This window comes from Roseovarius albus, from assembly GCF_900172335.1.
Lineage (GTDB): Bacteria > Pseudomonadota > Alphaproteobacteria > Rhodobacterales > Rhodobacteraceae > Roseovarius > Roseovarius albus.
In genome coordinates, this window is record NZ_FWFX01000001.1 from 18,247 (window position 1) to 30,512 (window position 12,266).

General features: G+C 54.3%; 12 protein-coding genes. 10 read left to right on the forward strand and 2 right to left on the reverse strand.

Features of this window, described 5'->3' with window-relative positions:
* Positions 1–172: 172 nt before the first annotated feature.
* Genes ccoN through ccoP form a run of 4 tightly spaced genes read left to right on the forward strand, consistent with a single transcriptional unit; the run spans position 173 to position 3,595 of the window.
* The gene (gene ccoN / locus ROA7450_RS00085) at positions 173–1,777 is read left to right on the forward strand and encodes a cytochrome-c oxidase, cbb3-type subunit I (protein ID WP_085803592.1); all 1,605 of its coding nucleotides are present in this window, start codon (positions 173–175) and stop codon (positions 1,775–1,777) included.
* A 15-nt stretch (positions 1,778–1,792) separates the two neighbouring features.
* Positions 1,793–2,521 (forward strand): cytochrome-c oxidase, cbb3-type subunit II, encoded by a 729-nt coding sequence (gene ccoO, locus ROA7450_RS00090; protein WP_085803593.1) that lies wholly within the window; start codon positions 1,793–1,795, stop codon positions 2,519–2,521.
* A 10-nt stretch (positions 2,522–2,531) separates the two neighbouring features.
* Positions 2,532–2,726, forward strand: a complete 195-nt coding sequence (locus tag ROA7450_RS00095) for a cbb3-type cytochrome c oxidase subunit 3 (RefSeq protein ID WP_085803594.1) — start codon at positions 2,532–2,534, stop codon at positions 2,724–2,726.
* Positions 2,727–2,731: 5 nt separating this feature from the next.
* Complete coding sequence (gene ccoP / locus ROA7450_RS00100) at positions 2,732–3,595, forward strand: cytochrome-c oxidase, cbb3-type subunit III (RefSeq protein ID WP_085803595.1); 864 nt, start codon at positions 2,732–2,734, stop codon at positions 3,593–3,595.
* A gap of 117 nt (positions 3,596–3,712) precedes the next feature.
* On the opposite strand, the gene ROA7450_RS20880 is transcribed toward ccoP, so the two are convergent.
* Complete coding sequence (locus ROA7450_RS20880) at positions 3,713–3,850, reverse strand: hypothetical protein (protein WP_159453964.1); 138 nt, start codon at positions 3,848–3,850, stop codon at positions 3,713–3,715.
* Positions 3,851–3,950: 100 nt separating this feature from the next.
* On the opposite strand from ROA7450_RS20880, the gene ROA7450_RS00105 reads away from it, so the two are divergent.
* The 6 genes from ROA7450_RS00105 (at position 3,951) to ROA7450_RS00135 (ending at position 10,490) form a co-directional block, all read left to right on the forward strand.
* Positions 3,951–4,838: a LysR family transcriptional regulator gene (locus ROA7450_RS00105; RefSeq protein WP_085803596.1), complete on the forward strand. Its 888-nt coding sequence runs from the start codon at positions 3,951–3,953 to the stop codon at positions 4,836–4,838.
* Positions 4,839–4,935: 97 nt separating this feature from the next.
* A complete protein-coding gene (ccoG, locus tag ROA7450_RS00110) occupies positions 4,936–6,372 on the forward strand; it encodes a cytochrome c oxidase accessory protein CcoG (RefSeq protein ID WP_085803597.1) in 1,437 nt (478 codons plus the stop codon).
* On the forward strand, positions 6,372–6,827 hold the full coding sequence (locus ROA7450_RS00115; protein WP_200812905.1) for a FixH family protein: 456 nt from the start codon (positions 6,372–6,374) through the stop codon (positions 6,825–6,827). Before ccoG ends, ROA7450_RS00115 begins: the two co-directional genes overlap by 1 nt.
* A 5-nt stretch (positions 6,828–6,832) precedes the next feature.
* Positions 6,833–9,010, forward strand: coding sequence for a heavy metal translocating P-type ATPase (locus ROA7450_RS00120; RefSeq protein ID WP_085803599.1), 2,178 nt, complete (start codon positions 6,833–6,835; stop codon positions 9,008–9,010).
* A gap of 4 nt (positions 9,011–9,014) precedes the next feature.
* A complete protein-coding gene (ccoS, locus tag ROA7450_RS00125; protein ID WP_085803600.1) occupies positions 9,015–9,173 on the forward strand; it encodes a cbb3-type cytochrome oxidase assembly protein CcoS in 159 nt (52 codons plus the stop codon).
* A 225-nt stretch (positions 9,174–9,398) separates the two neighbouring features.
* The gene (locus tag ROA7450_RS00135) at positions 9,399–10,490 is read left to right on the forward strand and encodes a tetratricopeptide repeat protein (protein ID WP_143534298.1); all 1,092 of its coding nucleotides are present in this window, start codon (positions 9,399–9,401) and stop codon (positions 10,488–10,490) included.
* 87 nt (positions 10,491–10,577) lie between these two features.
* Here the strand turns inward: ROA7450_RS00135 and ROA7450_RS00140 are convergent, their stop codons facing one another.
* Complete coding sequence (locus tag ROA7450_RS00140) at positions 10,578–12,095, reverse strand: D-alanyl-D-alanine carboxypeptidase family protein (RefSeq protein ID WP_085803603.1); 1,518 nt, start codon at positions 12,093–12,095, stop codon at positions 10,578–10,580.
* Positions 12,096–12,266: the final 171 nt, after the last annotated feature.

The window sequence follows — 12,266 nt, forward strand, 5'->3', positions numbered from 1 at the left end:
TCACGCAAATCTATCAGGCAGTTTTTTGTTTTTCTTTGATGCGGATCAAACTAACTCACCAAGAGGTTTGATATAAATCAAAGAACTGGGCTATCGTTGTGGTCATTAACGCACCAAGCATTTTTGCATCCGCGCGAATCTCGAGCGGCGCGGATAGACGAAGGGACGCAAAATGATAAACTATTTTAAGCTGATCGCGCTTGGCCTGATCACGCTTTTTGCGCTGATCGCGGCGAACTACGCACGCGACGTTGCCTATATGGTCAATGCGCTCACAATCGCGGCGGTCGCTGTGTTTATGTTCGTTTGGGTGTTGAGACAGACGGATGAACCCGTCGTTCATGTCGACAGGTCCGGCGAATATATGGATGATGTTATCCGTGCGGGCGTGATCGCAACCTCCATTTGGGGTGTCGTAGGTTTCCTGGCCGGAACATTTATCGCATTTCAGTTGGCCTTTCCTGCGCTGAATTTTGAATGGTCGCAAGGGATCGGGAACTTCGGGCGATTGCGACCATTGCACACATCTGCTGTGATTTTTGCCTTTGGTGGCAACGCCCTGATTGCCACGTCCTTCTATGTGGTTCAGCGGACTTGTGCGGCGCGTTTGTGGGGCGGTAATACGGCTTGGTTTGTGTTCTGGGGCTATCAGCTCTTTATCGTATTGGCTGCAACCGGCTATTTGCTCGGGGCAACACAATCTAAAGAGTATGCGGAACCTGAATGGTACGTAGATTGGTGGCTGACGGTTGTCTGGCTTGCCTATCTTGCGGTGTTCCTGGGCACAATCATCAAGCGTAAAGAGCCACATATCTATGTGGCGAACTGGTTCTATCTGGCGTTCATCATCACCGTTGCGATGCTGCACGTGGTTAACAACATGTCGATTCCGGTCAGCATCTTTGGCTCGAAATCGGTTCAGGTGTTTTCGGGCGTGCAAGACGCGATGGTGCAATGGTGGTATGGCCACAACGCCGTGGGCTTTTTCCTGACGGCGGGCTTCTTGGGGATGATGTATTACTTTATCCCAAAGCAGGCCGAGCGTCCGGTGTTCAGCTATAAACTGTCGATTATCCACTTCTGGGCATTGATCTTCCTGTATATCTGGGCGGGTCCTCACCACTTGCATTACACCGCGCTGCCAGACTGGGCGTCGACCCTTGGTATGGTATTTTCGATCATCCTTTGGATGCCGTCTTGGGGTGGTATGATTAATGGTTTGATGACGCTTTCTGGCGCGTGGGATAAGCTTCGCACTGACCCAATCATTCGGATGATGGTGATCTCGTTGGGCTTCTATGGTATGTCGACCTTCGAGGGTCCGATGATGTCGATCCGCGCGGTCAACTCGCTCAGCCACTATACCGACTGGACTATTGGTCATGTGCATTCAGGTGCCTTGGGCTGGAACGGGATGATCACCTTTGGTGCGCTTTACTTCCTGGTGCCAAAACTGTGGAACCGCGAGCGGCTCTATAGCCTCAGCCTTGTCAGCTGGCACTTTTGGTTGGCGACGATCGGCATCATTCTCTATGCGGCATCCATGTGGGTGACCGGCATCATGGAGGGTCTGATGTGGCGCGAAGTCGATGCCAACGGCTACCTTGTGAACGCCTTCGTCGACTCGGTCGCAGCGAAATTCCCAATGAACGTAGTCCGAGCTTTGGGTGGTGTGATGTTCGTCGCAGGTGCAGTCATCATGTGTTACAACCTTTATATGACCGTCAGACGGAGCCCGGCAGTTGCTGCCACCAACTCCGCTGTCCCGGCTGAATAAGAGGAGGGACAGGATATGGGAATTCTCGACAAACATAAGGTTCTGGAAAAGAACGTCACTCTTCTGGCAATCTTCTCCTTTCTGGTTGTAACCATTGGTGGGATTGTGCAGATCGCGCCGCTCTTCTGGCTTGAAAACACCATCGAGGATGTGGAAGGCATGCGCCCCTACACTCCGCTGGAGCTTGCCGGACGCGACATCTACATCCGCGAAGGCTGCTATGTCTGCCACAGTCAGATGATCCGTCCGATGCGTGACGAGGTGGAACGCTATGGCCACTACAGCCTTGCGGCCGAATCCAAATATGACCACCCGCATCAATGGGGGTCCAAGCGGACCGGGCCAGATTTGGCGCGTGTTGGTGGGCGCTATTCGGACGAGTGGCATGTAGACCACCTGCGCGACCCGCAATCCGTGGTACCGGAGTCTATCATGCCGAAGTATGGCTATCTCGAAGATCAGCGGATCGATGGTGAGTATATGGAGGATCTGCTGGCCACGCATAAGCTGGTTGGAGTGCCATATACGAACGAGATGGTCGAAAATGCTTCTGCTGATTTCCGGGCGCAAGCTGATCCAGATTCGGATTATGACGGATTGCTGGAACGCTATGGCGAAGAAATACAGATACGCAACTTTGATGGCGCCGCTGGTATTTCCGAGGCAGACGCGTTGATCGCTTATCTTCAAATGCTGGGGACATTGGTTGATTTCTCGACCTTTAACCCTGTCGCAAGTCGCTAAGGAGAGAATGATGGAAACCTATTCGCTTCTTCGTGAAATTGCAGACAGCTGGATGTTGTTGGCGTTGTTCATCTTCTTTGTCGGCATGGCCATATGGGTGTTCCGTCCCGGCTCGACCAAGATTTACAACGATCCTGCCAACATTCCTTTCCGGCATGAAGACAAGCCTGCATCCGAGGATGCAGACAGCGCCAAGGAGGCGTGAAAGAGATGGCAAAACATCAAAAAGACGAGAAGAAAGAACCGGATACCACAGGCCATGAATGGGATGGAATCCGCGAGTATGACAATCCGATGCCACGCTGGTGGCTCTGGGTGCTTTACCTGACCATCATCTGGGGGCTCTGGTATTCAATCGCCTATCCCGCTTGGCCACTGATTTCCAAGGCGACCGCGGGATACAAAGATTGGTCCAGTCGTGAACAATTGGCCGAAGATATGACTGCATTCGACGAGTTGAATGCTCCGTGGAACGCGAAGCTAGACGAAACGCCTCTGACGGAAATATCCGCTGATGCCGAATTGGAACTGTATGCAGTCAATTCTGGTGGCGCAGTATTCCGGACTTGGTGCGCGCAATGTCACGGATCCGGTGCTGCTGGTGCACCGGGGTATCCGAACCTTCTGGATAATGCTTGGCTTTGGGGTGGCTCAATCGAGGATATTTATTTTTCCGTCAAGCACGGTATCCGCAACGACGACGATGAAGATGCTCGCTATTCGCAGATGCCTGCCTTCGGAGAAATCTTGGATAAAGAGCAGATTGTTCAAGTCACTCAATACGTAATGTCCCTCAGCAGTGCCCAAAGCGATGACGCCGCTGCCAAAGCTGGAGAGATGATCTTTCAGGACAATTGCGCATCTTGTCATGGCGAGGACGGTAAGGGTGATCGCGAACAAGGAGCGCCCAATCTTACTGATGCGATCTGGTTGTATGGTGGCAGCGAAGAAGATTTAACAGAAACGATCACATACAGCCGCTTTGGCGTTATGCCTGCGTGGTCCGGTCGCTTGACTGAGGCGCAGGTGCGCGCGGTTTCAACATATGTTCACCAACTCGGCGGTGGTGAATAACGAAATAACCGAAGGCATTTGCGTGCCTTCGGTTTTGGTGCCGGGGATCCCGTCCTGTTCGCGCGTTTCCGGAAAACCCGGCACCAAGCTTAAACATTGGTTTGAACTCTTTCAATATCACTGATTGCGACGTGACGAACTTGTGACAGGTCGGATGAAGAACCTGTGTTCATTCAAGGTATGCGGCTCTTTTGACAGTTCTGTCGTGCCTGTGCGGCTGGCGGTCATGAAAGATTTTGCAAAAATTCCAAGCATGATGATCTCCTCTTGGCTTTGAAACATGTAATGAATATGGACTTTTATTAGGAATAATGCCAATCATGAAAAATACATATATGTAAGGTGATATTACATAATGAATTGGCGCAATCTTCCCCCTTTGACGGCGCTACGCGCCTTTTCGGCCTTTGCGGAAGAGGGGGGCGTGCTGGCTGCAGGAGAACAATTGAATGTCAGCCATGCGGCCATCAGTCAGCAAATACGAGCGTTAGAAGGGTTTATGGGAGTCTCCTTGGTGGATCGTTCTGCCCGCCAGATGGTGTTGACCACCGAAGGGGAACGCTTGGCCAAATCTCTGCGAACTGGATTTGGTGAAATTTCTCATTGCGTGCGTGAATTGATGCAAGTGGACGCAAATCGCGCCGTTCAAATCACAGCAACACCACGTTTTGCCGCCAGTTGGCTGATGCCGCGTCTGAACGATTTTCAGACCCGCCATCCCGATATCAACCTGATGATAAACCCGGCCCCCCAGCTCACAGATCCCTCGCCTGGGGGCATCGATGTGGCACTGCGGTTTGGTACTGGGATCTGGCCAGGGCTGGATGTCGAAATGCTGGTGCCGACCAGCATGGTGGTTGTGGCCTCACCGTCGTTGGTCGGAAGCTGTGACATTCAAACCGCTGCAGACCTTCTTCAGTTTCGCTGGCTGCAGGAACTGGGCACCGACGAAACCCACGACTGGATGCAATCGCATGGGGTCATTGATGATCAGGTCGAACGTATCAGCCAGATGCCAGGGAACCTCATTCTGGATGGCGTATTAAACGGGCAAGGTTTGACCATCACAGCCCTTTCATTGGTTCGTGATTATGTTGATGCTGGCCAACTGCAAGTCCTGTTTCAGGATGAAGGCGACACCGGATATCACATTGTGACCCGGCGCGAGGCTCACCGATCTTCAGTTAAAACTTTTCTAACGTGGTTGCGGCGGCAGGCCGCGTTGGAACCCGCGAAGAGGTGAATTATATTTCGAAGCAAGCGTTTGATGCAGGTCAATGCTATAGTCATCGCAGGATGAAACAAGGCCGCTAGCAATTTGCAAGACTGAGGGTGCACCAGTGTCACAAAGCCAGCCCGAGAGCCCACCAAGCCTTTATGCCGCTCGAGAGCCGGTGTTTCCAAAGCGCGTGTCGGGTAAGTTCCGCAATCTAAAATGGGTCATCATGCTGGTGACCTTAGGGATCTACTATGTGATTCCCTGGGTCAGGTGGGACCGCGGTTCTGAATTACCTGATCAGGCGGTCTTGGTTGATATGGCGGGCAGGCGATTTTACTTCTTCTGGATCGAGATTTGGCCACATGAATTCTATTTCGTGGCGGGATTGTTGGTTATGGCTGGGTTGGGCCTCTTTCTCTTCACTTCGGCCCTGGGACGGGTGTGGTGTGGCTATGCCTGCCCACAAACCGTTTGGACTGATTTGTTCATTCTGGTCGAACGTTGGATCGAAGGTGACAGAAACGCGCGCCTGCGTTTGCACCGACAGAAGAAATGGGATTTTCGCAAGGCGCGTTTGCGGGTGACCAAATGGATTGTTTGGTTGTTGATTGCGGTTGGAACCGGCGGTGCTTGGGTCTTCTACTTTGCCGATGCGCCGACGCTGTTGGTCGATTTGTTCACATTGAATGCGCATCCGGTGGCCTACAGCACGGTCGCGATCCTGACGGCCACGACCTTCATCTTTGGTGGCTTCGCCCGCGAACAGATCTGCATTTACGCCTGCCCTTGGCCTCGCATTCAAGCCGCGATGATGGATGAGGATACACTTGTTGTTGGCTATCGCGACTGGCGCGGAGAGCCACGCAAACATTCCAAGGAGATCACCGAAGATACACCACAAGGCGACTGCATCGATTGCATGGCCTGTGTGAATGTCTGCCCGGTGGGGATTGACATTCGCGATGGCCAGCAGATGGAATGTATTACCTGTGCCCTGTGTATTGATGCCTGTGATGACATTATGGAAAAGGTCGGCAAACCGCGTGGGCTGATTGATTATATGGCGCTGACCGATGAGGTGAGCGAGCGCGAGGGCAAGCAGGTCAAACCGGTTTGGAAACACATCCTGCGACCACGCACGATCCTCTACACATCGCTGTGGTCTCTGGTCGGGATTGGTCTGGTTTTCGCACTCTTTATTCGGGCTGACATCAATATGACCGTCGCCCCAGTGCGCAATCCGACTTATGTCGTGCTGTCAGATGGCGCGATCCGCAACACATATGAAATTCGGCTGCGCAACAAACTCGGTGAAAGCCGTGAATTTGCGCTTTCAACAAGTGGCAGTGACGCCTTGCAGCTCCAACTTGAGGGTTTGTCAGATAATATCGTTGAAATGCCAGCCGATGCGCAAAAACTACAGCGTGTTTATCTTGTGGCGCCCGCTGGCTCTGATCCGGCCTCCGCCGAGACAACAAATGTCCGGCTTTGGGTCGAAGATGTAGAAAACGGTGAGCGCGCGTCCAAGGACACGGTCTTTAACGGAAAGTCAAACTGATGGCAGAACGACAAATCACCGGGCGGCAGGTTTTTATCGGGTTTGCGATTGCCTTCGGCGTGATCATCAGCGTGAATCTCTGGTTGGCTTGGTCCGCCGTGACTACGTTCCCGGGACTTGAAGTGAAGAACTCTTACGTCGCCAGTCAGAGCTTTGATGAAGACCGCGTCGCCCAAGAGGCCTTGGGGTGGAGCGTACAGGCTGATTACGCCCCTGGTGTTTTAACGCTGGCCATCACCGACAAGCAAGGGCAGCCTGTGAAGGCGCAAATGCTGCAAGCAACGGTTGGCCGTGCCACCCACGTGGCCGAGGATGTGACACCAGAGTTCCAGTATTCTAGCGGTACCTATATCGCGCCAATTCTGCTGGGCGATGGCAATTGGAATATTCGCATGGTGGCCACCGCGCAGGATGGCACGGAATTCCGCCAACGCGTGGTTATGCACAAGGAGTAAAGGGCATGACCGCAACCGCACGACCAACCCTTGTGGCCTGCCCGGCTTGCGCGGCCGCCCCGTCTGTGCAGCCGGTCGAGATCCCAAAGGGGGCGCAACTGGCCCTGTCTTTGCCGACCATTCATTGCTCCGCTTGTATTGCCAAGATCGAGCGTGGATTGAATGCACATCCGTCTGTGGAGTCCGCCCGGGTTAACCTGACCTTGAAGCGCGCGCATATCGTGGCCGCGCCCGAGACAGATGTGACGGATATGGTCGCCTTGGTCGAGGGGTTGGGATATGAGGCGCACGAGCTTGATTTGGCTGCATTAAGCGCGACTGAGACTGATAAAGCTGGGCGGGATATCCTGATGCGGCTGGCGGTGGCAGGGTTCGCGTCCATGAACGTGATGCTGCTGTCTGTCGCGGTCTGGTCCGGGGCTGAGGATGCCACACGCGATCTGTTTCACTGGATTTCCGCAGCGATTGCCTTGCCTGCAATCGCCTTTGCCGGACAGCCCTTTTTCCGCAACGCTTGGGCGGCGTTGTCGAAACGCAGCCTGAACATGGATGTGCCCATTTCCCTAGCGATCCTGCTGGCAGTGGTGACATCGTTGTGGGAAACCGCTCTGTCCGGCGCGCATGCTTACTTCGATGCGGCGCTAATGCTCACGTTTTTCCTGTTGGCGGGACGGTATCTAGATCATAGGACGCGGGCTGTTGCGCGATCTGCGGCAGAGGAACTCACCGCGCTCGAAGTGCCGCGTGCTTTTAGGCTTGTGGATGGTGAAGAACAGGAAGTGGCTGTTTCAGAGTTGGGCGTTGGAGATCTGATCCGTGTACGTCCCGGTGGCAGGATGCCTGTGGACGGCGAGGTCATCGAAGGCACATCTGAGCTGGACCGGTCGCTTCTGACCGGGGAAACCCTGCCAATCCTCGCTGAAGTGGGGCAGGCGGTGTCTGCGGGAGAGGTGAACCTGACGGGACCTTTGATCATTCGAGCAACAGCGGTGGGACAGGACACATCACTACATCAAATGGCCGACCTGGTGGCCATCGCGGAATCGGGGCGGTCGCGTTACACATCATTGGCGGACAGTGCGGCAAAGCTTTATGCGCCCGGGGTGCATTTCATGTCGGCTTTGGCCTTTCTGGGTTGGTATCTCTACACATGGGACCTCCGTACGGCGCTCAATATCGCGGCTGCCGTGTTGATCATCACTTGTCCTTGTGCATTGGGGCTGGCGGTCCCCGCGGTGACCACAGCGGCCTCGGGGCGATTGTTTCGCAAAGGGTTGCTGATCAAACATGAAACCGCATTGGAGCGGTTGGCGACTGTGGACACGGTTGTTTTTGACAAGACCGGGACGTTGACTGAGGGCGTGCCAAAAGTGACAAATGCCGCTGAAATACCACCTGAAAAATTTATGTTGGCTATGGGATTGGCACATGGATCATCTCATCCGCTGGCACAAGCCATCGTGCGCACTGGAGCGGCGTTGGGTGTCGAGGCCGTGAAACTGACCGATATAATCGAAACGCCCGGTTACGGCACAACAGGGCAATGGAATGGGCAAAAGGTTATGCTCGGTCGTGCAACATGGACTGGGGCGCCTGAAGGACAAAGAACTGCTACGTACTTAAAAGTCGGAGACGCTAAACCGGTGGCATTTACGTTCAGTGACCGATTGAGAGAGGGCGCTGCGGAAGCTGTCGAGGCATTAAAGACTTCTGGCAAAGAGGTGCACTTGCTGTCGGGGGATAGCGAGGGCGCGGTGTCAGAATTGGCACAGCGCTTAGGGATTGAGCGTTTTGAGGCGGGTGTGTTACCTGCGGGAAAAGTCAGTTATATCAACGATATGTCCGATAGTGGCGCGCATGTTCTGATGGTCGGAGACGGGTTGAATGACACGGCGGCGCTGGCGGCGGCGCAGGTGTCAATCTCGCCGGCGTCCGCCCTGGATGCCGCACGGGTGGCATCGGATATTGTATTGTTGGGCAATGACTTAGCGCCAATTTCGCAGGCTTGTGAGACGGCGAAGTCGGCGACGAAACGGATCAGGGAAAACTTTCGGATTGCGACATTGTACAATATCATTGCCGTCCCGCTGGCAGTGGCCGGATTGGCGACGCCTTTGATCGCGGCCTTGGCCATGTCGACGAGTTCGATCACCGTGTCCCTGAATGCCCTGAGACTGAGGTAAGCCTATGAATATCCTCGTCTATCTGATCCCGATTTCGCTGGTTCTTGGCGGTGTAGGCCTGTTGGCTTTTGTCTATACGGTACGCTCAGATCAGTATGATGACCCCAAGGGCAATGCCAATCGTATCCTGAATGACGACTGGGACGACAAGCCCAAACAGTGAGAGGAATTATGTACAAGTTGTACGTGGGTTTTGTACAAAATGCCCACCGAACCAGACGTTATGAAACGTCAGCGTTGCTTAGTCATGTTTCCGCCGAAATTACCCTATACGAGAAATTGTTGAGAATCATTCTATCAATGGGTGCGATTCCTCAAATCAGAAACAATGGGTTCGCAATGAGTACGGTTACTCGTTTGATAGACAATAAGTAAGGGTATTAGACCATTGAAATTCATTCAATCTCGAGCAGCGCTGCGAGTGGCTGCCATTTGCGTGATCGCGTTTTCGGTTGGTTGGGTCGTGCTCAACAAACAAGGGGCAGACAAAACCGATGATATGGAAGCCTATGCGGCCTGTTTGGATCGCAGGCAGGATTCAAATCTGATTGTGGAAATTTGCACGCAGATGATTGATGCAGGTGTTTCCTCTGAAATGACACTTTCAGCTTTGCATGTTGAACGTGGCTATGCATTGGATGATTTGGATAAGTGGCAACAAGCTATTGTTGATTTTGATCGCGCCATCGCGTTGAATCCCGAGAATTATGAAGCATGGCAAGGCAAAAGTTTCGCGCTTGATGGGCTTGACCAAGATATTGCCGCTTTGGAAGCTGTTGAGACATCTTTGGCAATTGAACCGACCAAGAAGTATAGTGTGAGGCGTAAATTCCGACTTCTTAGGAAGCTAGAACGATATGAAGAGGCGGATGAATACTACACTCAATTGATGGAAAAATATCCGGCCTTGGAGCAACCAAGGCATTACTGGATGCCCCAACAGCTTGGCAGGATGCGACTGGCGCTCGAGCAGCATGCTGCCGCTGCTGAGGTGTTGAGGATCGCTGTTCTGGCCAAGCCAAGCGATCAAAATAGCCGGTCATTGTTTTTTCGGGCCTGTATTGCGCTGGGTCCAGAATGTCCGTCCCTGACGGGGCAAGAGGCTGAGGCGGTATCACCAGAAAGATGCACGGTCATCACAGAAAATCTGGCAGAGACGCATCCGGATTTTTGGGCTTCGCTGCATCCGGACACTCGTGAAGTGGATGAAGCGCGTGAGACGCAAGCCAATGGCGCGCGGTTGACCATCATTGAAGGCGCCTTTGTTTCACATTCGCAAAACATTCTATCAGGTGAAGCAAAACAGGCTGATGCAGAGAGCTATCTTTTATTCGCAGGCCTGCGCAGATGCGTCGAGGGCGGCGTGCTGTTTAACCCGGTTGCACCCAGTGCCTTGAAGCCAGAAATCGAGCAGCTTCATGGCGGTGCAGTCGGGCAAAATGTGAGCGATCTTGCTCACCTGCTTGCAATGTCGAAATAGCAATGAGCTGTAGTCGGCGTTTGCCGTAACCATAAATGAAAACCCCGGCGCGAGGGCCGGGGTTTTATCAGTTTCACGATAGGTGCTTCAGGCCCCGCCGCCAGGTTCAATCGTTTCGCAAGTGATCTTGCGGGCTTGCAGGCGGCGGCAGGCGAGTTGAGCGGTGTCCTCTGAGAGGCCCATGAAGTTGGCGTCAAAGCCGGTGGGGCGGCGGACGACCTTGCGCAGAGAGCCATCCAACGTGGCCATTTCGTTGAGCGCCGTTTTCAGCAAAACGCTGCGGGCTTTGTACTGGCTGGGATAGCGGCCAACGTTGATGCCCCAATTACGCCCGCCCGAGGTGGAGACACGGGTCACGACCTCTTGGATGGCGTCCTGTTGCTGCACGGGTTCCGCTTTGGTCAGGATCAGGCTTTTGGGCCGCAGGACAGGGCGGGGCGCCTCTTTGACCACCGCGCTGGCCAGTTGTGGTTCTGGTGTTGGGGTCGCTTCCACGGTCGTCTCTGCTTCGGCAACGACTTCCTCGACCGCCTCGGCGACGGTTGTTTCGTCTTCGGTAGCGGCAGCCTGAGCGGCGAGAATGGCCGCCTCGATGTCATCCTTGGGCGCTTCTGCGATCAGCAGCGGCTCTGCTTCAGGCAACGGCCGCGATTGCGGGCGCAGGCTGCGTTTGACCGCAGCAGCAGAGGCCAGACGGACGGTTTTACCGACGGCGCCCGTTGGACCGCCTTTGAGCTTTCCCAGATAGGCTGGCCTGCGCGGTTTATGCACGGCCACACGCGTGGGCGCGCGTTTGAACCCCATATCCAGCAGCTCTGCCACGCGGGCGTTGCGGGTCGCGGTGGAGCGGCCACCAAAGACGGTGGCAATGATGCGTTCCCGGCCACGCTCGGCGCTGGCCACAAGGTTGAAGCCCGCCGCGCGGGTGTAGCCGGTTTTGATCCCATCGGCACCACGGTAGGAGCGCAGCATCTTACGGTTGGTGTGGTAAATCGTTTTACCTGCGGCTGAATCAGTGACCCGCGAGAAGATGTTGTAATAGTCGGGGTAATCGTAAAATACGTGGCGACCGAGTGTTGTCATATCGCGTGCGGTGGACAGATGGCCAGATTCGGTTAACCCGTGAGCGTTCTTGAACGTGGTGCGGGTCATGCCCAGTGCCTTGGCGGTGCGGTTCATCCGGCGGGCAAAGCGCGCCTCGGAGCCCTCGATTGCCTCACCCAGAGCGGTGGCGGCATCATTGGCAGATTTGATTGCAGCAGCGCGGATTAGGTAACGCAGTTTGATTTTCTGTCCGGCACGCAGACCCAGTTTGCTGGGGGGCTCGCTGGCAGCATGTTTGGAAATGGTCACTGTGCTATCGAGACTGATCTCTCCATTCTCGACCGCCTCAAACACGATGTAGAGGGTCATCATCTTGGTCAGGGACGCCGGGTGAAGGCGGCTATCGGCGTTGCGGGAGTGGAGAACCTCCCCCGATCTTGCGTCGATAACCATGGCTGCATAGGGGGCGGCGATCGCGCTGAGTGGAAGGACCACCAGCATCCAAATTGTCGCCAATATCACCAATCCCAAGCGGATCGGCTGTGTGCTCCGCGTTTTCATGACTCTGCTCTTTTCTGCCTCAGGCCGCCGGTTTTCCGGCTGGCTCTTATTTATGAGGTCGAGCGTAACACAGGATCTGATTTGAAGAAAGTAATGATTTACCGATGTTTACGGTGTGTTGTTCAGACACCCTAGCAGGATGTTGTAGGCGATGTGTTGCGGGCCACTAGA

Excerpts from the sequence above, each read along its gene's own strand:
- ccoN (WP_085803592.1), top strand. The coding sequence starts at position 173 with ATGATAAACTATTTTAAGCTGATCGCGCTTGGCCTGATCACGCTTTTT.
- ccoO (WP_085803593.1), top strand. The coding sequence starts at position 1,793 with ATGGGAATTCTCGACAAACATAAGGTTCTGGAAAAGAACGTCACTCTT.
- ROA7450_RS00095 (WP_085803594.1), top strand. The coding sequence starts at position 2,532 with ATGGAAACCTATTCGCTTCTTCGTGAAATTGCAGACAGCTGGATGTTG.
- ccoP (WP_085803595.1), top strand. The coding sequence starts at position 2,732 with ATGGCAAAACATCAAAAAGACGAGAAGAAAGAACCGGATACCACAGGC.
- ROA7450_RS20880 (WP_159453964.1), bottom strand. The coding sequence starts at position 3,850 with ATGCTTGGAATTTTTGCAAAATCTTTCATGACCGCCAGCCGCACAGGC.
- ROA7450_RS00105 (WP_085803596.1), top strand. The coding sequence starts at position 3,951 with ATGAATTGGCGCAATCTTCCCCCTTTGACGGCGCTACGCGCCTTTTCG.
- ROA7450_RS00115 (WP_200812905.1), top strand. The coding sequence starts at position 6,372 with ATGGCAGAACGACAAATCACCGGGCGGCAGGTTTTTATCGGGTTTGCG.
- ROA7450_RS00120 (WP_085803599.1), top strand. The coding sequence starts at position 6,833 with ATGACCGCAACCGCACGACCAACCCTTGTGGCCTGCCCGGCTTGCGCG.
- ccoS (WP_085803600.1), top strand. The coding sequence starts at position 9,015 with ATGAATATCCTCGTCTATCTGATCCCGATTTCGCTGGTTCTTGGCGGT.
- ROA7450_RS00140 (WP_085803603.1), bottom strand. The coding sequence starts at position 12,095 with ATGAAAACGCGGAGCACACAGCCGATCCGCTTGGGATTGGTGATATTG.